The sequence below is a fragment of the Myxococcus dinghuensis genome (genome assembly GCF_024198235.1).
In the GTDB taxonomy this organism is placed as follows: domain Bacteria; phylum Myxococcota; class Myxococcia; order Myxococcales; family Myxococcaceae; genus Myxococcus; species Myxococcus dinghuensis.
Window position 1 is genome coordinate 1 of sequence record NZ_JAKCFB010000045.1, and the last position, 20,727, is coordinate 20,727.

General features: G+C 71.4%; 14 protein-coding genes and 1 pseudogene. 7 read left to right on the forward strand and 8 right to left on the reverse strand.

Features of this window, described 5'->3' with window-relative positions; all coding sequences use genetic code 11:
• The 6 genes and pseudogenes from LZ198_RS36040 to LZ198_RS36065 all read right to left on the reverse strand — a co-directional run.
• Window positions 1-290 (reverse strand): annotated as a pseudogene (locus LZ198_RS36040) (FHA domain-containing protein); the annotation flags it as partial.
• A gap of 63 nt (window positions 291-353) precedes the next feature.
• Entirely contained in the window at window positions 354-2,528 is a 2,175-nt protein-coding gene (locus tag LZ198_RS36045; protein ID WP_253976675.1) for a hypothetical protein, read from the reverse strand.
• Window positions 2,525-3,985, reverse strand: a complete 1,461-nt coding sequence (locus tag LZ198_RS36050) for a YncE family protein (protein ID WP_253976676.1) — start codon at window positions 3,983-3,985, stop codon at window positions 2,525-2,527. The genes LZ198_RS36045 and LZ198_RS36050 overlap by 4 nt, the downstream gene beginning before the upstream one ends.
• A 144-nt stretch (window positions 3,986-4,129) precedes the next feature.
• Entirely contained in the window at window positions 4,130-6,244 is a 2,115-nt protein-coding gene (gene glyS / locus LZ198_RS36055; protein ID WP_253976677.1) for a glycine--tRNA ligase subunit beta, read from the reverse strand.
• Window positions 6,234-7,226 (reverse strand): glycine--tRNA ligase subunit alpha, encoded by a 993-nt coding sequence (gene glyQ, locus LZ198_RS36060; protein WP_253976678.1) that lies wholly within the window; start codon window positions 7,224-7,226, stop codon window positions 6,234-6,236. The genes glyS and glyQ overlap by 11 nt, the downstream gene beginning before the upstream one ends.
• Before the next feature lie 84 nt (window positions 7,227-7,310).
• Window positions 7,311-9,680: a serine/threonine protein kinase gene (locus tag LZ198_RS36065; RefSeq protein WP_253976679.1), complete on the reverse strand. Its 2,370-nt coding sequence runs from the start codon at window positions 9,678-9,680 to the stop codon at window positions 7,311-7,313.
• Window positions 9,681-9,864: 184 nt separating this feature from the next.
• On the opposite strand from LZ198_RS36065, the gene LZ198_RS36070 reads away from it, so the two are divergent.
• Window positions 9,865-10,296, forward strand: coding sequence for a hypothetical protein (locus LZ198_RS36070; protein WP_253976680.1), 432 nt, complete (start codon window positions 9,865-9,867; stop codon window positions 10,294-10,296).
• Between the two features lie 126 nt (window positions 10,297-10,422).
• A complete protein-coding gene (locus LZ198_RS36075) occupies window positions 10,423-10,992 on the forward strand; it encodes a hypothetical protein (RefSeq protein WP_253976681.1) in 570 nt (189 codons plus the stop codon).
• Window positions 10,993-11,013: 21 nt separating this feature from the next.
• Here LZ198_RS36075 and LZ198_RS36080 read toward each other — a convergent pair whose 3' ends face one another.
• The gene (locus LZ198_RS36080) at window positions 11,014-12,219 is read right to left on the reverse strand and encodes a cyclic nucleotide-binding domain-containing protein (protein WP_253976682.1); all 1,206 of its coding nucleotides are present in this window, start codon (window positions 12,217-12,219) and stop codon (window positions 11,014-11,016) included.
• A gap of 141 nt (window positions 12,220-12,360) precedes the next feature.
• Between LZ198_RS36080 and LZ198_RS36085 the strand changes: the two genes are divergently transcribed.
• Together LZ198_RS36085 and LZ198_RS36090 are read left to right on the forward strand one after the other, a co-directional pair.
• Window positions 12,361-13,194: a helix-turn-helix domain-containing protein gene (locus LZ198_RS36085; protein ID WP_253976683.1), complete on the forward strand. Its 834-nt coding sequence runs from the start codon at window positions 12,361-12,363 to the stop codon at window positions 13,192-13,194.
• An 85-nt stretch (window positions 13,195-13,279) separates the two neighbouring features.
• Window positions 13,280-14,068 carry a metal-dependent hydrolase gene (locus LZ198_RS36090; protein WP_253976684.1) on the forward strand — a complete coding sequence of 263 codons (789 nt, stop codon included), beginning with the start codon at window positions 13,280-13,282 and terminating at the stop codon, window positions 14,066-14,068.
• Window positions 14,069-14,078: 10 nt separating this feature from the next.
• On the opposite strand, the gene LZ198_RS36095 is transcribed toward LZ198_RS36090, so the two are convergent.
• Window positions 14,079-14,807 (reverse strand): TetR/AcrR family transcriptional regulator, encoded by a 729-nt coding sequence (locus tag LZ198_RS36095; protein WP_253976685.1) that lies wholly within the window; start codon window positions 14,805-14,807, stop codon window positions 14,079-14,081.
• 139 nt (window positions 14,808-14,946) lie between these two features.
• On the opposite strand from LZ198_RS36095, the gene LZ198_RS36100 reads away from it, so the two are divergent.
• The 3 genes from LZ198_RS36100 (at window position 14,947) to LZ198_RS36110 (ending at window position 20,514) form a co-directional block, all read left to right on the forward strand.
• On the forward strand, window positions 14,947-15,582 hold the full coding sequence (locus LZ198_RS36100; protein WP_253976686.1) for a hypothetical protein: 636 nt from the start codon (window positions 14,947-14,949) through the stop codon (window positions 15,580-15,582).
• A gap of 172 nt (window positions 15,583-15,754) precedes the next feature.
• A complete protein-coding gene (locus LZ198_RS36105) occupies window positions 15,755-16,882 on the forward strand; it encodes an efflux RND transporter periplasmic adaptor subunit (RefSeq protein WP_253976687.1) in 1,128 nt (375 codons plus the stop codon).
• Entirely contained in the window at window positions 16,879-20,514 is a 3,636-nt protein-coding gene (locus LZ198_RS36110; RefSeq protein ID WP_253976688.1) for an efflux RND transporter permease subunit, read from the forward strand. The genes LZ198_RS36105 and LZ198_RS36110 overlap by 4 nt, the downstream gene beginning before the upstream one ends.
• Window positions 20,515-20,727: the final 213 nt, after the last annotated feature.

Below are 20,727 nucleotides of genomic sequence, written 5' to 3' on the forward strand. Positions count from 1 at the left end.
GGCGCGGGCGCCAGCACGGGCGGAGCGGAAGGACGGGCAGCGGGCGCGGCGGCCACGGGCGCGGGGCGCGCCGCGGCCACCGGGGCGGGAGCCGGCGCCGGGGCGACGTGCTCCTCGCCATGACGGGACCTCGCCTCGATGAAGCCGTTGAGGCGCGCGAACATGAAGAGCGCCTGGTTGATCAGCGCATCGCGGTCCGAGCCCATCTGCTGGGCCATGTCTTCGTACGTCTCCCACAAATGGTCGGCGATACCAACCTTGCGGGCGGGGCGGGAGTTCTGATCGATCATCGGTCTCGACTCGGACGGTACAGGATGACCCGGACTCTAACAGACGCACACCGCTCCGCCCAATTACTCGAACGTCTCCAGGGCGACCGTGTTGAGGACGTTGTCGACGACCTGCTCCAGGTTGACCTGGAGGATGCCGTCCGCCGAGGGGTACGCGATGTAGGCCAGGCCCACGTTCCCCCCCTGCGGAGCGACCACCGGTCCCGGCAGGGTGTAGAAGGACAGCCCTGACGAAGACGAGGTCGAGTTCACTCCGAAGACGTATGTGCGGACACCAGAGGTCAGGGTGATGACCACGCGGTCCCCCCGGCTCAGGCGGCCCCGGCCGGCCACGTTGACCACGACGGGCGGAGGCGTGGAGGGGAAGGCGGGGACGGTCAGGTCCTGCACGACGCCGCACTGGCTGTTCGACCCCACCAGGGGGATGTCCTTCAGGAAGTTGGGCGGGTGGTAGTAGTACGCGGTGGGAATCTGGTAGCCCCCTGTGACCGTCTCGATGTCGCGGGTCAGCAGGTTCCCGTCCGCGTCGACCAGCAGGAAGGACTGGCTGCCGGAGGCACGCACCGTGAAGTTGGGCAGCGGCGAGCAGTCATCCGGGATGGGCGTCGTCGTCTCCAGGAAGACCTTGTTGGCCCCGGTGCCCGGCCGGATGGACGTGACGACGAGGTCCGTCGTGCAGACGACAGTGGAGCTGGTCAGGACGATGACGTCCCCCACCCTCACCTGCTTCTGGGACTCGTCCGGCTGGAGGACCTCGAAGCTGCTCGGGGTGGTCATGTCGCGGGGCTGGTCGGCCAGCCACGGGAAGATGCCCTCGAAGATGACGCGATAGAGGGAGTTGGCCACCGACCCCTCGAAGAGCGTCCGGCGCGTCACGGTGGGGCTGGACGGGTCGTTGGGAACGCACGGGTACTCGACCTTCTGCGCGACCTCCACGATGCCGGTGACGGTCTGGTCCGTCAGGTCCGTCTCCGTCGAGTCGCGGGCGACGAAGCTCACCTGGGCGCCCCGGTCGTCCAGGTCGAACTCGCTGCGGTCCCACGCGGAGAACAGGGAGATGCTGCCGTTGGACGACGGCATGATGCCCAGCAGCGGCACCCGCACCAGGCGCGCCGTACTCAGGACGCCCGACGCGTCGACCTGGGCCACGGACAGGCGCGCGCTGGGGACCAGCGACAGGCCCGTGGGCAGGCCCGCCGTGGGCCGCAGGGCGAACATGGGCGCGCCGCTCAGGTCCGTGGCGCGCGTGCCGGTCGCGGTTTCCACCGCGAGCACGCCGGTGCACTCCGCCGCCCCGGAGCAGGCGACCTCGTCGCGCACGCCGAACACGAACTGGCCCGGGGGCGCCGTCACCGTCTCGTTCTCGGTGGTGGACGTGTCGTCGGCGACGACGACCACCCGCGGGTGGGACGCCACCAGCCGGACGGGCACGTTGTCGAAGCCCGCGGACAGATCCCGGGTCGCGGTGGACGGCGTGGTGCAGTCCACGTTCGAGGTGGGATGTGTGTCCGTGACGACGAGCGTGCGGCCCGCGCGGCCCGACGCCGAGCGCGTGGCCACCACGAACTCGTCGTTGGGCAGGATGGTCATCGCCTGGACGGATTCGCCCGGTGCCAGGCAGAACAGCGTCACCGCGGGGGCAATCGCCTCCCCCGCGTCCAGCGCCTCGGGCCCCGGCAGCGCCTGGCGCAGCACGCGGGCACCGCCCGTGTCCGGCCCGAACGGCGAGTCCGGGTCCTGGATGGCGAAATAGAGGGTGCTGGGCCCCGGGGGCGCGTCCGGGGTCTCCGCCGGCGGGAGCGCCGGCGCGCGCGCCGCGAACGACGTGACCAGGCTCCCCGCCTGGAGCCGCGCCATCTGCACCAGCCGCTCCGGGGCCGCCGCCACGACGGAGATCTCCGTCGCGCCCGCGCTGCGGGCATAGACGAAGGGCCCCGTCCGGTCGTTGCCCTCCGCGTCGTAGCCGATGTCGTGGGTCAGCGCGTCCGGCCGGTCGAGCACCGGGATGGCCAGCGTCTCCAGCGGGTTGGGCGCCGGGATGAACTCACGGGGGTTCGACGCCAGGTTCAACACCTGGAGCTCGTCGCGGTCCGAGGACGTGACGAAGACGAGGTTGCCGACCAGCGTCAGGTCATACGTCCCGGACAGGCCCGCGAAGCCCGTGGTGGCCTGGGTGTCGGAGCACGCACCGGACAGGCCGGCGCAGGCGAGCAGCAGAGCGAGGGTACCGCGCTTCACGGTGAGGACTCCTGGCACACGCTGGTTCCCTGGCGCGAATCGCGCAACTGCCGGGTCCCGAGCAGCGCCACCCGCCGCGCATCCTGCGGCCGGTCGAGGTTGGGGATATCGATGACGGCGACGCGACCGTCGCCGAAGGTGGTCGCGAAAAGGCGCGCCGCGTTGCCGCGGATGTCCGCCGCCAGACCGACGGGCTGGCTGGGCTGAGCCGGGTCCTGGTCTCCCACCAGCACCTGCGCGACGAGCTGCCCCAGCTCCTCGTCGTAGATGGAGACGGCCTCGTCACCGCTGCCGGTGACGGCGATGAGGTTGCCGCGCCCGACGCCGCGGGAGATGACCTCCAGCTCGCTGGCGCCCTCCGGGAGCGACTGGGAGGAGACGACCCGCAGCGTGGGGAAGTCCGCCAGCGCGTTCTCGATGTCGATGGTCAGGAGCGTGTCCGGTCCGCGCGCCAGCAGGTAGACGCGCTCCCGGTTGGGGTCCACCTGCGAGGGGTCGTCCACCTTGAACACGGGCACCACCGCCACGCCGCGCGCCTCGCGGATGGCGTAGCTGGCCGTCAGCGCGCTGTCCAGCACGCGGCTGGTGTCCGTCTGGTCCACCAGCCGCAGCGTGAAGCGCGCCGGCAGCGCGCCGAACTGCTTCGTCGCGGAGTTGCGCCCGGACACGTAGAGGTAGCGGGTGCCGATCGCCACCGCGTGGGCGGCGCCCGGCTCGAGCCCGTTGACCCCCAGGGCCACGAAGTTGCCCGTGGTGAGCGCGTCGCGGAAGGGCGTCGCGGCGGGAAGGTCCGCCAGGTACGACTGGAGCTCGTCCTCCGTCGTCGCCTCGGGCGGCCCCACCAGCTCGGTGGCCGTCACCCAGACGCGGGCCTCCGGGTCCTCGGGCCGCACGGCCACGCCCAGCGGACCGGGCGCGCCCGGCTCGCCGTTCTTCGCGCCCGGCGGGTTGTTGAGCGACAGCGCGTCCACGCGGCAGTCCCGCCCGTCGTTCTGGGCACAGACCAGCGTCGAGCCGTCATCCCCCACGTCGATGGCCTGCAGGTAGCTGCCCTCGGCGCGCGTGGGGACGAAGAGGCGCGGCGAGCGGCCCGGCGGGGACCAGAGCGTCATCTCGCCCGCGAAGCTGTCGATGAGGACGAACGACGTCGCCCCGACGTGCAGGTCCGTGAGCAGGGCCGGGAAGCCCGAGACCTCCGCCGTGTCCGCGAAGTCCTTGCCGAACGGCCGCAGCCCCAGCGCGTCCAGGTCCAGCGCCGACACCGCGCCGGAGTCGAAGCACTTGTCGAAGTTCGCGCCCGCTACGTACAGGAAGCCATTGGTGGTCGAACTCCCCTCGGCGCGCCAGAAGGCGACGCCGCTCGGGTAGACGAGGCGGGAGGACGGAGGAGGCCGCGGCTCGGTGCCGACAGAACACGACACGAGCAGCAGCGCGGAGGTGACGAGATAGGCGCGCATCAGAGGGGGGCGGAGTGTAGGAAGGGGCCTCCCCCCGGGCAACCGGAAAGGGGCCCATCCATTCCCGGGCGCACGCCACCCGACGGATGGCCCCCCCTGGGACGTGCTCCATCCCTCGGGGGGCGGCCAACCGCCGGGAGGCCCTCAGGCCGCCGTCGCGGCGACCTCCGCCTGGATCTTGGAGAAGTCGGCCACCTGATTGAACAGGGCGCCAATCTCCGTGAGCAGACGGATGCGGTTTTCCCGGAGGTCCTTGTCCTCCGCCATGACCATCACCTTGTCGAAGAAGGTGTCCACGGCGGGCTTCAGGCCGGTGATCTCCCGGAGCGCGGAGGAGAAGTCGTCCGCCTGGACGAGCCCGGCGACCCGGCCCTGGGCCTGGGTGAAGGCCGCGTGCAGTTGCTTCTCCGCGTCGTCCACCAGCTTCTGCGCCTGGGTCTGTCCGCCGGCCACGTCGCGGCCCTGCTTCTCCACGATGTTGACCACGCGCTTGAAGGCCACGGCCAGGGGCTGGAAGTCCGAGCGGCCCACGATGAGGCTGAGCGCCTCCAGCCGCTTGTGCGCGGTGACCAGGTCGTCGAAGCCCGCGGACAGCACCGCCTCCACCACGTCCGTGCGGTGCTGCTCGCCCCACAGCGCCTTGAGGCGGCCGCGGAAGAAGTCCAGCACCTGCTCGCGCGGCGCGGGCTCGCCCGCCTTGCGCTTGACGTTGGCCAGCTTGGGGGCGAGCAGCCGCAGCGCCTCGTCCACCGCGGCGGACAGGCTGAAGCGATAGCCACGGCCCAGCACCAGCCGGATGATGCCGATGCACGCGCGGCGCAGGCCGAACGGGTCCGCCGCGCCGCTGGGCGCCTTGCCGATGGCGAAGATGCCGCACAGCGAGTCCAACCGGTCCGCGATGCCGATGAGCGCGCCCGCGTCCTGCGTGGGCAGCGCGTCCTCGGCGCCCCGGGGCAGGTAGTGCTCGAAGATGGCCAGGGCCACCGCGTCCGGCTCCCCGCCGGCGCGCGCGTACTCACGGCCCATGACGCCCTGGAGCTCCGGGAACTCCCCCACCATTCCGGTGACGAGGTCCGCCTTGGCCAGGGTGGCCGCGCGCTCGATGGTGGCGCTCTCCCCTGCCCGCTTCGCGGCGACCGCCAGCCACACCGCGAGTGAGCGGAAGCGCTCCACCTTCTCCAGATAGGTGCCCAGTTGGCCCTGCCATACCACGCGCCCCAGCTTCTCCACGCGGTCCGCCAGCGGCGTCTTGCGGTCCTCGTCGAAGAAGAAGCGGCCGTCCGCCAGGCGCGCGCGCAGCACGCGCTGGTAGCCGCGAAGGCTCAGCGCCTCGTCCCGCACGGGCGTGTTCGACACGGCGATGAAGCGCGGCAGGAGCTTCCCCGCCCCGTCCACCAGCGAGAAGTAGCGCTGGTGGCTCTTCATCTCCTGCACCAGCACCTCCGCGGGCAGGTCCAGGTGGCGCTCCTCGAAGGAGCCCACCACCGGGCTGGGCAGCTCCACCAGGTTCGTCACCTGGTCCACCAACGCCGGGTCGTCCATGACGGACGCGCCCACGGCCTTCGCCGCCGCCGTCACCTTCTCCACGAGCTGGGCGCGGCGCTTCGCCACGTCCGCCACCACGTGCGCCTCCTCCAGCGCCGCCTCGTAGTCCGCGGGCGCCTTCAGCTCGATGGCACCGGGCGCGAGGAAGCGGTGGCCGTACGTCACCCGCCCGCTCTTCACGTCGCCGAACACCACCGGCACCACGTCGCCGCCGAGCAGCGCGACGAGCCACTGCACCGGACGGGCGAAGGACGCCTCCACGTCACCCCAGCGCATGGACTTGCGGAAGTTGATGGAGTGCACCGCGACGTGCAGCGCCTCCTGGAGGATGTCCGCCGCCGGGCGGCCCTTCTCCTCCACGCGCGCGGACAGGTACTCGCCCTTGGCCGTCTGGGCGCGCCCGAGCTGGTCCACGGAGAGCTTCAGGCCCTCGGCGAACTTCTCCGCCGCCTTGGTGGGCTTGCCCTGCGCGTCGAACGCCGCCTTCGCGCTCGGCCCCAGGACCTCCTTCACCACGTCCTCGCCCGCGTCCGCCACGCCCTTCACCCACAGGGCCAGCCGCCGCGGCGTGCCGAACACGCGCACCTCGCCGTGCTTCAGCCGCGCGTCCGCCAGCCGCTGCGTCACCACGCGCTGGAGGTCCTCCAGGGCGGGGACGATGAACGACGCCGGAATCTCCTCGGCCCCGATTTCGAGCAGCAGATCACGCGCCACGGGCCACCTCCGCCTTCTCCTTCTTCTCCACCGGCTTGTTGAGCTGGACCGTCTTCCAGTACTCGCTGGCGGACTTGCCCTCCAGCACCGGCGGCTGCTCCCCCACCGTCCACGGCGTCTTGAGCAGCGGGTAGCCCAGCCGCTCGCGCATCTGCAGGTAGCCCTCCGCGCACAGGCGGGCGTTGTCGCGCACGCGCTTGATGAACGCCGCGCGCTCCGTGACGGAGATGGCGCCGCGCGCGTCCAGCAGGTTGAACGTGTGCGAGCACTTCAGCGCGAAGTCGTACGCGGGCAGCGGCAGTTGACGCTCGATGAGCCGCTTGCACTCCTTCTCGTACGCGTCGAACAGCGAGAAGAGCATGGCCGCGTCCGACTCCTGGAGCGCGTAGCGGCTCATCTCCACCTCGTTCGGGTGGAACACCTCGCGGTACTTCACGCCCTTGACCCACTCGATGTCGAAGACGTTCTCCACGTTCTGCAGGTACATGCAGATGCGCTCGAGCCCGTACGTCAGCTCCGCGGAGACGGGCTTGCAGTCGAAACCGCCGCACTGCTGGAAGTACGTGAACTGGGTGACCTCCATGCCGTCACACCAGACCTCCCAGCCCAGTCCCCAGGCGCCCAGCGTGGGAGACTCCCAGTCGTCCTCGACGAAGCGGATGTCGTGCTCCAGCGGGTCGATGCGGATCTTCCGCAGGGACTCCAGGTAGAGCTCCTGCACGTTCTTCGGCGCGGGCTTGAGGATGACCTGGAACTGGTGGTGCTGGAACAGGCGGTTCGGGTTCTCGCCGAAGCGGCCGTCCGCGGGGCGACGGGAGGGCTGCACGTAGGCCACGTTCCAGGGCTCCGGGCCCAGCGCGCGGAGGAACGTGTAGGGGGCCATGGTGCCCGCGCCGACCTCGAGGTCGTAGGGCTGCGTCGCGATGCAGCCCTGGTCGGCCCAATGCTTCTGGAGCGTGAAGATCAGATCCTGGAAATACATAGGCTTGGAGGTCCTTCTCGCAGTGCGTCGAAGGAAGAACGCGCGGACCCTAGTGAGGGGGTCCGGCAGCGTCAAGGACGGCGCTCACTCCTTGTAGAGAGGGAGGTCGGAGAGGCGGACCTGGAGCTTCGTCACCTCGCCCGGCTTGACGGGCGCGGCCAGGAGCCTGCTCGGCGCGTCGGGAGACGTGGGGTCCACCACCCGCAGACGGTAGGTGCCCACCGGGAGCGGGAACTTCTGCAGCGGCGTCGTCCCCAGCTGGGTGGAGCCGTCGAAGACCGCCGCGCGAGGCACGGTGGACAGTGAGATCCACCCGAGCCCCGCCTTGGCGGCGCCCTTGGGCGTGCTCGTGTCCATGACCTCGGCCAGCGCGTCCGGGTCCTGCGTCACGGTGGTGACCGGCTCGTCCTCCGGCTTTTCCTTCGGTCCCGCGTTCTTGCCCTTCCGCCCCGGAGCCTTGGTGGCGGAGGCCGGCTCGGCCTCCTTCCCCGTCCGCACGGCGGGCGTGGTGACGGCCGCGGTCTTCACTCCGGAGGCGCCGGTCACCTGGGGCTTGTCCTTCGGCGCGGGCTTCTCCACGACCTCCGCGGGCGCGGCCTCGGGGGCGGGCGGCTCGGTGGGCGTGGGCTCCTGGGCCGCGACCTGGGCGGCGGGCCGTGGGTCCGGCGTCGGCGGGGCGCCGGGGAAGCCAGGCGGTGGCCCGGGCTTCTGCTGGGGCGGCCAGGCCGCGTCCTGGGCGGGATCCTTCGCGGGCTGCGGGTCCAGCTCCGCCTTCACCCAGGCCCGGGCGGACTCGAAGGCCGGCATGAACTGCGCGCGGACGAGGGGCAGCGTCGCCGCATAGCCCAGCCCCGCGAGCACGACGAGCATCACCAACCGTCCCATCCAGCGGGACGGGGGCTTCGCCGCGGGCGTCTGCTGGGGCGTGTCCGAGCGCTCCGCGGCCCCCCGCGCGCTGGCGCGCCCAGTGGCGCGCGCGCCGGGACGGGGGGGGCGGGTGCGGAACTGCTGCGTGGACAGGTCGCTCGACTCGTCGTCCTGGGACTCGACGTCCTCGGCGACGTCCTCCTCGTCCGCCGGCGCGCCGCGGCGCGCGGGACGGGGGTTCGTCGCCTCCAGCGCGAGACGGGGCTTGCGCGGCGTCACCGACGCGGCCTCGCCCGGCGAGCGCCGCTGGGGCACGGCCTTGGGCCCGCTTCCGGCGCCCGCGCGCGTCTGGAGCTCCGGGTCCGTCCCCACGGAGGGCCGGCGCTGGGGCGCGGGCCGGGGGGTGGGCGTACTCGACGCCACCCGCGTCTGGACCGCCGGGTCCGTCCCCACGGCGGGCCGGCGCTGGGGCGTGGGCTTGGGCGCGCTGCCCGACGCACTGGCCCGCTGGGGGGTCTTGTGCTGTTCGGTGGCCTGCGGCTCGCTGCCGTCGTCCTGCTGGAGCGCGCCGGCCGCCTCGCTGACGCGCGCGTCCTCCGCGCGGCTGGCCAGTTCGAGCAGCGTGCGCGTCTTCTGGCGCTTCTCCTCGAACAGCTCGCCCATCACCTGGGTGATGCCGTCCTCGTCGTACAGCTCCGCGCCGAGCGCCGCCTCGAGGGCGCGCGCCATCTCCCGGCCGCTGGTGAAGCGCTGCGTGGCGTCCCGCGCCAGCGCGCGCATCACCACCGCGTCGAGCGCCTCCGGGATGTCGGGATTGCCGGCGCGAGGCGAGGTGATGTTCGCCTCCACGATCTGCAGCATCACCGCGGCCTCGTGGGGGCCGTTGAACAGCCGCTGCCCGGTGAGCATCTCGTGCAGCATCACGCCCACGGAGAACAGGTCGCTGCGGCCGTCCATCGCGTGGCCACGCACCTGCTCCGGGGACATGTAGCCGCTGGTCCCCTTCACCGTCCCGACCTGCGTGCGCCCCAGCCGACCGCGCGCCTTGGCGATGCCGAAGTCGATCACCTTCACGACGCCGTCGTAGGTGAGCATGACGTTCTTCGGCGACACGTCGCGGTGCACCACGGCCACGGGCCGGCCCGACGGGTCGGTGAAGTGGTGCGCGTAGTGCAGGCCCAGGCAGGTATCGCGAATCACCCGGCCGATGAAACCCAGCGGCAACGGGTACTGGCGCCGCGACGCGGCCTTGACCACCTGCTCCAGGTTCTGCCCGGGCAGGAACTCCATGGCCAGGTACAGCTCGCCGCCGTCCTCGCCCAGGTCGAACACCTGCCCGATGTTCGCGTGCGAGAAGGCCGCGGTGATGCGCGCCTCGTCCAGGAACATCTGGACGAACTGCTCGTCCTTCTTGATGTCCGGGAGGATCTGCTTGACGGCGACGAACTTGCGGAAGCCCCCGGGGCCGGAGGTGAACGCAAGGAACAGCTCCGCCATCCCTCCCATCGAGAGGCGCGTGAGGATCTCGTACTTTCCGATGCGCCTCCCCCGGTCGGGATCATCTCCGGCGCCATCCTGCCTGGCCATGAATCACGACATGTTAACCGCCGAGCAGGCGCCCGTCGATGACCGTTGCGCGAAAAGGACCCACCCCCCTGGGTCACCCCGGTCGCGAGGACGCGACGAAGCCCCTCGCTTCGAGCCAGACGCCATAGACTGCCGCTCCTCGACACCCGTGGAGGAGCCGGACTCCCGGAGGAAAGGACGACACATGGTTCGCCGCACGCGATGGTTGGGAGAGTGGGTGGGGCTCGTGGCGGTGGGGCTGCTGGCGTGCGGTCCCGCCAGCGCGGAAGGCCCGGGCTCCACGGCGGCCCAGCCCTCCCCGCCCCCTGGCGCGCGGGCCTCCACGCCGCCCCCCGGGGGCACCGCGAAGCAGCCCGAGTCCGCGCCGAAGCCGAAGGGCGACGCGAAGCCGGAGGGCGACGCGAAGCCGGAGGCCACCGCCCCGGAAGGCTCGAGCGACGGGCAATGCACGGGCAAGGCGACGTTCTGCGCCGTGTACTCGGGCATGTTCTGCAACAGCCAGCCGGGGTGCTTCTACTCGTACGCGTCGCGGATGTGCATGGGCGTGGCGATGAAGTGCGAGTCGGCCACCAACTCGGCGTTCTGCGCGAAGATCAAGGGCTGCAAGTGGAAGTGAGCCCCGCCCCCTGCGGGTGAACGCGCGGGCAGTGTCGTCACGCACACGCCACCCGAGCCTCGGGGGCCCGATGCCAGCGGGCCGAGGAGTCCGTATCCCTCAGCCTCCCTTGAACCCGGAGGTCCCGTGGGCTCCATCCCCTCTCACCGAAACACCGTTCTCCACATCCCGCGCAGGAAGTGGGCCTGGCTGTCGAAGCTGGGCCTCTTGCTGGGACTCTTCGCCGCGCCTTCCGCGATGGCCCAGATTCCGCTGATCCACCTGTCGTGTCTGCTCGGCCACGAGACCTTCACCTACACACCGGGCCTGACCTTCACCGCGGCGCTGGACACGGCGGTGGCGAGCAACGCGACGTTCGGCCTGTGCACGTCCACCGTGGGCAGCACCATCGACTCCGGCACCGCGACGCTGCAGGGCCTGGGCAAGCTGTCGTGCCTGGGCGGGACGGCGACGGGGCTGCAGACCATCCGCTGGAACACGGGCAGCACGAGCACCTTCCAGTACAGCGCCACGAGCACCCTCATCGGCCTCAACAACATCATCGTGATGTCGGGCACCATCATCACCGGTGAGTTCGCGGGCGCCACCGCCATCGAGACCGTCACCGTGCAGTCCATGGGATTGAGCTCGTGCCTGGGCCTGGGCGGACTCACCCAGGTGGGCGGCGCCGTCTCGCTGCAGATCATCTCGCTCTGAGAGACAGGACTGGCGCGCGCGTCAGGCGCTCAGCGCCCGGACCCGCGCCGCCAGGTTCTGGGTGAAGAGCCGGTAGATGCGCAGCGCCGCGGCCTCGTGCGTGTCGAGGTAGTGCTCGAAGGCCGCGCGGCTGATGCGGAGGGCGCGCACGGACGTGCGCGCACGGACGTGCGCGGACACCGTCGCGTCCTGCACCAGGGAGATCTCCCCCAGGTAGGCGCCCGGCCCCAGCGTATTGAGGTGCCGGGCGTCCGCCTCCGGACCGCTGAAGACGTCGACGGTGCCCTCGAGCAGCACGAGCAACCCCACGCCGGGGTCGCCCTTCTCGAGGACCACCGCCCCCTGGGCGATGACCACCTGGCGCGCCTGACGGTAGAGGTCCTTCATGTCCTCCAGCGACAGCTCGCTGAAGATGGGGATGGCCTTGAGGAAGCGATAGCCGTTGGCCACCGGCATGGTGCTGGGCGTGGAGCGGCGCCCGAGCACCGCCTCCGCCTCCGCGTCCATGCCCATGCGCCGCAGCAGCCGGGCCTTCTCCGTCACCATGGACGACTCCGCGCGCGCCACGTCCGAGCTGGTCATCGCGTCCACCAGCACCGCGAGCGCCCGGTGGGTGAACCCCTCGACGTCCAGCAGCCGGCACATGCGCAGCACGGCCTCCACGTAGCGCGGGTCCTCGGGCGTCACGCCCCCGAGCACCTCCACCTCCGCGTGGGGTTGCCCCAGGTCCCGGTAGACATCCGCCGCGTCGAAGGGACGCTTGAGCCGGGCCAGGCACTGGGCCATGGACTCACGCGCGCCCAGCTTGCGGTACACCTCCAGCGCCCGCTCCAGCGCGCCGGCCCGCTCGAACGCCGCCGCGGCGCGCTCCGCCTCCCCCGCGCGCAGCCACGCCTCCGCCGCCTCCAGGTACTGGCCACTCTGGAGGTACAGGTCGGCCGCCGTGGCGTCGTCGCCGCTGCCGTCCATCAGCCGGGCTGCGCCCAGGAAGTCCCGGGCGCGCCGCAGCACCTCCACGAACCCGCGTCGCTCCTTGGCGGGACGGCGCGCGGCCTGCTGCTGGAGCCGCTCGCGCTGGGCCGCCCCCATCTCCTCGTAGAGCTGCGCGGCCTGCTCGGTCTCCTCCAACTCCACCAGGGACCGCACCGCACGCAACGCCCCCGCACTGTCCCCTTCCGTTCCCACTCGCGCGCCCCCCGAGCCTTGTCCGCCTGTGGCTCCTGGCATCTGTCTTCCTCCGGCCCGTTGTCGCCGCCAGAAAACGCCGTTACCCGCGCTTTACTCGCGCCGCCGCCGCCTGTCACGACGCCCCATGCCGCGTGGCCCCGCTCAAACGTGAGATAGAAATCATCCAGGACGATAGCACCCATGCCCCGCGCCACTCCCGCCGCCATCGCCGCCTGGCACCCTCATGCGACCCCGGACGTCATGGTCTCACGGGTCGAGGGCGATACACGACTGTGGGCCGGGCATTCCACCGCGTATGTCGTCACCGTGACGTACGCCGGCGGCTTCGACTTCTGGTATCGCGGTCGCGTCAGGACCCAGGTGGCGGGCCCACGGCTCAAGCTCAAGGAGCCCGGAGAGGTCCACCGGGACGAACGGGTCCACGCCCCCGTCACCGCGCAGTCGCTCGCCTTCGCGCCCACCCGCGTGGCCGCCGCGGCGGTGGACCTGGGCCTTTCTCCCCGGCCCCACCTGCGCGAGGCGCTCAGCCACGGCCAGGGCCAGACGGAGACGGCCGCGCTCGCCCTCCACGCCGCGCTGGCCACGGGCGAGCCGGAGCCGCTGGAGCTGGAGACGCGGATCTGCGAGGTCCTGGACGCGCTCCTGACCGAGTACGGCGAGTCCCCCGCGCCCCACGCGACGCCGCGCCACGCGCCCGCGGTCCTGCGGGCGCGGGACTACCTGCACGCGAACCCCGCGCGGAACGTGAGCCTGGACGCGCTCTCGCGCGAGGTGGGCCTCAACAAGTTCCACCTCCTGCGCGTCTTCCGCGCGCAGCTCGGGCTGCCGCCGCACGAGTACGTCACCCACCTGCGCGTCGCCCGCGCGCGGGCGCTGTTGTCCCAGGGGATGGCCGTCGCGGACGTGGCCACCGAGGTCGGTGTGTACGACCAGAGCCAGCTCAACCGCCACTTCCGGCGCATCGTCGGGATGACGCCGGGCCAGTTCGCCCGCGCCGTGGGAGCGCGTCAATAACGCCCAAGCCCGGGCCCCGGCGCTCCCCTATTCCTCGCGCTCCGTCCGCCCACCTGGCGCGGTCCGGCCCCACGAGGAATCGACGATGCGCGTCCTTCGCCCTGCCCCCCCGTTGCTGCTCACCCTCCACCTCCTGCTGGCGACTCCCGCCCTCGCCGGACCGCCGACCGCCCCCACGCCGGCCGGCGCGCTGCGCGTGACGTGGCTGGGGCACGCGGCGTTCGAGGTCGTCTCTCCGGGCGGCACGCGCCTGCTCATCGACCCGTGGCTGAAGGAGAACCCCCGGACGCCCACCGCCTGGAAGGACCTCTCACGCTTCGCCCGGGAGAAGCCCACCGCCATCCTGGTCACCCACGCCCACGGCGACCACGCCACCGACGTGCCGGAGCTGGCGCGCATCACCGGCGCGCTCGTCGTCACCACCGGCGAGCACCTGCGGGCGATGAAGATTCCGGAGGCCCAGCAGCACAGCGTCAACGTGGGCGGAGGCTTCCAGCTCGGCGACGTACGCGTGGACGCCGTCCCCGCCATGCACTCGACGGAGCCGGGTGGCAGGCCCCTGGGCTACGTCCTCACGTTCGCGGACGGGCGTTCGCTCTACCACACGGGCGACACGTGGCTGTTCGGCGACATGTCGCTCATCCAGGAGCTGTTCCACCCCGACATCGTCCTGCTCGCCGTCGGCGGGGGACGCTGGGCCCTGGACCCGCGCACGGCGGCGCTCGCCATCCGCAAGTACTTCAAGCCGTCCGTCATCGTCCCCATGCATTACGGCACGTTCGAGCCGCTCGCGGAGGAGCCCGAGGTGCGCGCCGCGTTCTCCGCGGACGCCCGCGTGCGCATCCTCACGCCCGGACAGCCCACCTCCCTCTGACGGAAGAGGGTCAGCCGCCCCGGGAAGGTCGGCTCCGGCGACGGGGCCGCGGCGGCGCGCGGCGCCCCTGGGCCTTGGTGCCCCGGCGCGCCGGCCGGGCGCCCGGATTGCCGTCCACGCTCGACAAGATCACCTGCCGCAAGAGCGCGTAGACCGGCGCCGGGTCGAAGTCCTCGTCGAGCAGGTGCTGGAGCGCGAGCCCGTCGAAGCACGCCTTCATGATGGAGGCGTAGTGCCGGTCCATGGGCGTGGGGTGCTCCGGATCCCCCCCGCGATAGACGGCCACGGTGCGGGCGATCTCCAGGTCCCCCATGCACTGGAGCTCCGACACGGCGGACGTCAGCTCCTTGTTGCGCAGCCCCAGCGCGAACAGCTCGTAGCGCAGCCGGAACTGCTCCGGCGCGGAGCGCAGCAGCTTCGCCCCCCAATCGAAGCTGGCCTCGGCGAGCTGCTCGAGCGGCGTCTCCTCCCGCAACTGGCGCAGCTCCGCGGCGTGACGCTGGCTGAGCTCGCGTGTGACGGCCAGCAGCAGCGCGTCCTTGCTGCCGAAGTAGTAGTGGACCAGGCCCTGGTTCACCCCCGCGACCCGCGCCACCTCCTTCACCGTCGTCGCGTCGTACCCCCGCTCCGCCAGCACCCGGGAGCTGGCGGCGATGAGCCGCTCGCGGGCGTCCGAACTCCCGGCGACCTCCGGCGCGGGAGCCTGGGGAGCGGTCTTCCTGGTGCGTGCACGGGCCATCCATCCCCCATAGGACGCCAGACACCTACCCGCAAGCACCCGCCGACTCGATTGGCAGGTCGCCTTGACATCCCCCGAGCCCCGCCTTAGTTAGTCGTGTAACTAAGTTAGTCGAACGACTAAACCGAAGGAGACGACGATGAACATCCAGTCGAAGCGCGTGGCGAAGGTGGTGCTGGCGGTCCTCCCGTTGCTCGGCGCGCCCGCGCTGGCGGATGACGCCGCGGGGGAGCAGGTGCCGCCGCACGAGCGGGAGCGGCGAGGCGCGGTGCTGGTGGAGCTGCAGCCGCCGGCGCTGGACGCGTCCATGTACGGCGTGCGGATGGACATCTCGCCCACGTACGAGAGCCCGGTGAGCTTCGGCCTGGTGGCGCGCGGGGGCCAGTGGGGCAACTCCGTGGGCGTGCGGACGCGGTTCGAGGGCGCGGAGCTGGGCGAGGTGAAGCTCAACTACGCGGTGGGCGCGGACGCGCGCTACACGCTGGTGACGCTGTTCAACGGCACGCTGCGTCCCTTCGTCGGCGTGACGGCGGGCATGGAGGAGTTCGTGGCGCGCGCGGGCAAGGGCTCGCTGCAGAACGCCAGCACGGCCGCGTTCCTGGAGCCGGCGGTGGGCGTGTCGTGGCGGCCGGGCGCCGGGCGGCTGGGGTTGGTGGCGCGCGGCGGGCCGGGCTTCACCTTCACGGACGTGCGCGAGCTGCGCATCTCCACGGGCGACCTGAAGCTGCGCCAGGTCTACCCGACGGCGTCGCTGGGTCTGCTCGTCGTCCTCTGAGCACCCTCCGGCGAAGGCCTGTTGCTCGCGTGACAGGTGGAAGCCGCCACCCCGCTCCCACACCCTCGCTCCCTCTTCCCCGTGGTGAGCTTCCCCCGCCGGACGGAAGGCCCCGCCCACCGCCCGGCCCCACACTCCCGTCACGCAGGTGACGCGCAGGAATCGTCGCGCCATGAGGACGTCGCTGCAGGCCCTGGCACTCGTCGGGTGGGCCCTCTGTGGGCTCGCCTGTGGCAACTCCACGCCGCCGCCCGCGCCACCCACCGCGGTGCGCGTCGCCACCGTGGGCCGCGCGGGAACGACCGCCGACGCCCGCTTCTCCGCGGAGATCCAACCCGCGACCCGCGTGGACCTGGCCTTCAAGGTCGGCGGCTACGTGGAGTCCATCACCCGGGTGCGCGGCGTGGATGGACAGCAACACCTGCTCCAGGAAGGCGACGAGGTGCGCGAGGGCCTGGAGCTGGCCTCCCTGCGAAAGACGGACTACCAGCAGAAGCTCGCGGAGGCCCAGGCCGCGCTCGCCCAGGCCCGCGCCGCGGAGGAGCAGGCGCGGATCAACTTCGACCGCACCTCCAAGCTCGTCGCCTCCGAGGTGGCCACCCCCGCGCAGCTCGACACCGCCCGCACCCAGCGGGACAGCGCCGCGGGGGCCTCGGCCGCCGCGCGCGCCCGGGTCCAGGAAGCCCGCACCGCGCTCGACGACACCGTGCTGCGCTCCCCTCTTTCGGGCGTGGTCCTCAAGCGCGCCATCGAGGTGGGCGTGCTCGCCGCGCCCGGCACCGTGGCCTTCTCCGTGGCGGAGACCCGCAGCGTGCGCGTGGTGTTCGGCGTGCCGGACACCCTGCTGCCGAGCGTCCGGCTGGGCGCGCCCCAGGCCGTCATCACCCAGGCGTTCCCCGGCCAGGAGTTCGAGGGGCGCATCTCCCGCATCGCGCCCTCCGCGGACCCGAAGAGCCGCGTGTTCGCGGTGGAGGTGTCCATCCCCAACGCCGACCAGCGCCTCAAGCCCGGCATGGTCGCCGCGCTGTCCCTGCGGGGTGGCGGTACGGAGCGGCTCGAGCCGGAGCTGCTGGTCCCCCTGTCCGCCATCGTCCGCTCCACGAAGAACCCGAGCGCGTTCGCCGTCTTCGTCCTGGAGGAGAAGGACGGCAGGCCCGTGGCGCGCATCCGCGACGTGACGTTGGGCGAGTACCTGGGCAACGTCATCCCCGTGAAGCAGGGCCTGAAGGCCGGTGAGCGCATCGTCGTCACGGGCACCAGCCTGCTGTCGGACGGCGAACCGGTGGAGGTCATCCCTTGAGCGCGCCCACGCCCGAGGCGGCGGAGCTGGAGCGCGACCGGCGGCTGGTGGAGCACAAGCACAACACCGCGCGCTTCTTCACGGAGAAGCGGCAGGTGGCCTGGGTGTTCCTCGTCTTCACCCTGGCCTGGGGCGTGTTCGGCTACGTCCGCATGCCCAAGGCCAAGGACCCGGTCATCGCGGTGCGCGTGGCGGTGGCCACCTGCACGTGGCCCGGCGCCGAGGCGGAGAAGATCGAACAGCTCGTCACCCGACGCATCGAACAGAAGATCGCCGAGAACTCCAGCGTCGAGAAGATCGAATCCATCAGCCGCACCAGCCTCTCCGTCGTCTACGTCACGCTGAAGGAGGACGTGACGGACCGGAACCGGGAGTTCGACGACATCCAGGGGCGACTGGCCACCCTTCGCGACCTGCCCTCCGGCGCGGGACCCGTCAACTTCCTGAAGGACTTCGGCGACACGGCCACGCTGATGCTGACGGTGGCCAGCCCCAAGGCGAACGACGTGGAGCTGGAGCTGCGCGCACGCGCCGTCGCCCACGCCATCGAAAGCGTGCGGGCTTCCGCCTCGGGGTCCGCGCCCCGCGCCACGGTGGTGGTCAGCTTCCCGCCCTCCATCAACGCATCGTCCATGCAGCGGCTGGGGGACCAGGCGCGCCGGTTCTTCGACACGCTCGAGGAGACGGACGACGCGCGCTTCATCCAGAGCCCTGGCTTCATCGGCGTGGACATGGCCACCACGCTGGACGACGCCGCGCTGCTCGCCCACTTGCGCGCCTTCGCCCAGGACCACCTGAGCCTGTCCGAGCTGCATCCCGACGTGTGGCCCCCCATCGTCATCCGGGACCCGAAGGACGCCCTCGCCCGCCTGGAGCAGAACGCGGGAGACCGCTACAGCCACCGCCAGCTCGACGACTTCACCGACACGATCCAACGCCACCTCCAGAGCCTGCCCGTCGTCTCGAAGGTCACCCGGACCGGCGTCCTGCCCGAGCGCATCTACCTCGAGTACTCGCAGGAGCGGCTGGCCTCCTACGGCATCAACCAGTCCGGGCTCGCCAACATCCTCTCCGCGCGCAACATCACCGCGCCCGGCGGCATCGTGGAGATCGGCGGCAAGAGCATCACCATCGACCCGTCGGGAGAGCTCACCAGCGAGACGCAGATCGGCGACATCCTGGCGACCCCCAGCGGCGGCGCCGCGCCGGTGTACCTGCGGGACCTGGTGGACATCCGGCGCGACTACCAGAGTCCGCCGCGCTTCCTGAACTACCTCGACAGCCGCGATGCCCAGGGCCGGTTCCACCGCGACCGGGCCATCACCCTCGCCGTCAACATGCGGCCCGGCGAACAGGTCGACCACTTCGGCAAGGTCGTCAGCGCACAGCTCGCGCAGGTCGAGCGGCTGCTGCCCGAAGACCTCATCGTCCGCCGCACCTCCGACCAGCCGCTCCAGGTGGAGGAGAACGTCGACCTGTTCATGTCCTCGCTCTACGAGGCCATCGTCCTCGTCGTGCTCGTGGCGCTCGTCGGGTTCTGGGAGTGGCGCACCGCCCTGTTGCTGGCCCTGTCCATTCCCATCACCCTGGCGATGACATTCGGGCTCATGCACCTGTTCGGCGTGGACCTGCAGCAGATCTCCATCGCCTCGCTCATCATCGCGCTGGGGTTGCTCGTGGACGACCCGGTGGTGGCCAGCGACGCCATCAAGCGCTCTCTGTCCATGGGTTGGGCGCCGCGCATCGCCGCGTGGCTGGGCCCCACCAAGCTGGCCACCGCCATCCTCTTCGCCACCCTCACCAACATCGCCGCCTACCTGCCCTTCCTGTCCCTGCCCGGAGACACGGGGCGCTTCATCCGCACGCTGCCCGTCGTGCTCACCCTGTCGCTGGTCGCCTCGCGCATCGTGTCCATGACCTTCATCCCCCTCCTGGGCAGCACCCTGCTGCGCGCGCCCCCGCCGGCGCCGCCCCCGGACCCCGTCCGGGACAGGAGGAGCTTCGCGAGCCGCTACCGGCGCCTCGTGGGCCAGGCCATCGACCACCGCGTGCTCGTCTTCGTCATCGCGCTGGTCTTCCTCGCGTCGGGCGCGCTCGTCGGCACCCGGGTCAAGTCCGCCTTCTTCCCCAAGGACCTGTCCTACCTGTCGTACGTCGACGTCTGGCTGCCGGAGGACGCCACCCTGTCCGCGACGCGGGAGAAGGCGCGCGAGGCCACCCGCATCATCGAACAGGTCTGCCGTGAGTACGGTGAGGCACATCCGGAGTCCGACGGAGCGCCCCGCACCATCCTCGAGTCGGTGACGGAGTTCATCGGCGGAGGCGGCCCACGCTTCTGGTTCTCCGTGGCGCCGGAGCTGCAACAGCTCAACTACGCACAGCTCGTGGTCCAGGTGCGGAACAAGGAGGACACACGCGTGCTGGTGCCGCTGCTCCAGGAGCGGCTGACGCGGAACATCGCCGGCGCACGGGTGGACGTACGGGAGCTGGAGACGGGCAAGCCCGTGGGCATCCCCGTGTCCATCCGCGTCTCCGGCGACGACATCACCCAACTGAGGCTCATCGCCGAGCGAGCCAAGGCCCTGTTCCGCTCGCTGCCAGGCACCGCGCGCACGCGCGACGACTGGGGCAGCGACACCTTCTCCGTGAAGCTCGAGGTGGACCCGGACCGCGCCAACCTCGCGGGCGTCACCAACCTGGACGTGGCCACCTCCTCCGCCGTCGCGATGAACGGCATGACGGTGGGGCAGCTCAACGAGGGCATCCACCAGATCGACATCGTGGCCCGCCTGCGCGCCGAGGAGCGCGCCCGACTGGGCGACATCGAGAACCTCTACGTCAGCTCACGCACCGGCCCCCAGAAGGTGCCGCTGCGGCAGGTCTCCCGGGTGGCGTACTCGCTGCAGACGGAGAAGATCCGCCGCCGCAACCAGTTCCGCACCATCACCATCTCCACCTTCCCGCAGGCCGGCGTCCTCCCATCGGAGATCATGAAGGAGGCGAAGCCGGGGTTGGACGCGCTCCGGGAGAGCCTGCCGGTCGGCTACACCTTGGAGGTCGGCGGCGAGGCGGAGGAGCAGAAGAAGAGCTTCACCAGCATGATGGTCGTGCTCGGCCTGCTCATCGTCGCCATCTACATGATGCTGGTCATCCAGTTCCGCAACGCGGTCAAGCCCCTGGTGGTCTTCGCCGCCCTGCCCTTCGGGGCCATGGCCGCGGTGGTGTCCCTGGTCATCATGGGCGCGCCCCTGAGCTTCATGGCCTTCCTGGGCATCATCAGCCTCATGGGCGTCATCGTCAGTCACATCATCGTGCTCTTCGACTACATCGAGGAGGCCCACGAGCGCGGCGAGCCCCTGCGAGAGGCCCTGCTCGACGCGGGAGTGCACCGGCTCCGCCCCGTGCTGGTGACGGTGGCCGCCACGGTGCTCGGCCTGTTCCCGCTCGCGCTGCACGGAGGTCCGCTCTGGCAGCCGCTGTGCTACGCGCAGATTGGCGGCCTGACGGTGGCCACCGTGCTGACGCTGCTGCTCGTCCCGGTGCTCTACACGTTGGTCGTCCGGGACCTGCGGTGGATCCGCTGGGAGCAGCCCCCCGCCCCGGAGCCGCCGTCCCCCTCCACGCCTGGCTGAGCGCGCTCGCCCTCTCTCCCCGCGGCGAGGAGGAGTCCGGGCGCACGCCGTGACGGGCGTGCCTCGCTGGCCCGACCGGTGACACGCGGCCACGTTGGAGGAAGCAGTCTCATCCACTCCTCGGTCCCCGCGATGCCCACCGCGTCCACCATGACGGCAGCGCGACGAAGTGCGTCCCTCCGGCGATTCGAGTGGGTCCTCGACAGGCTCGTC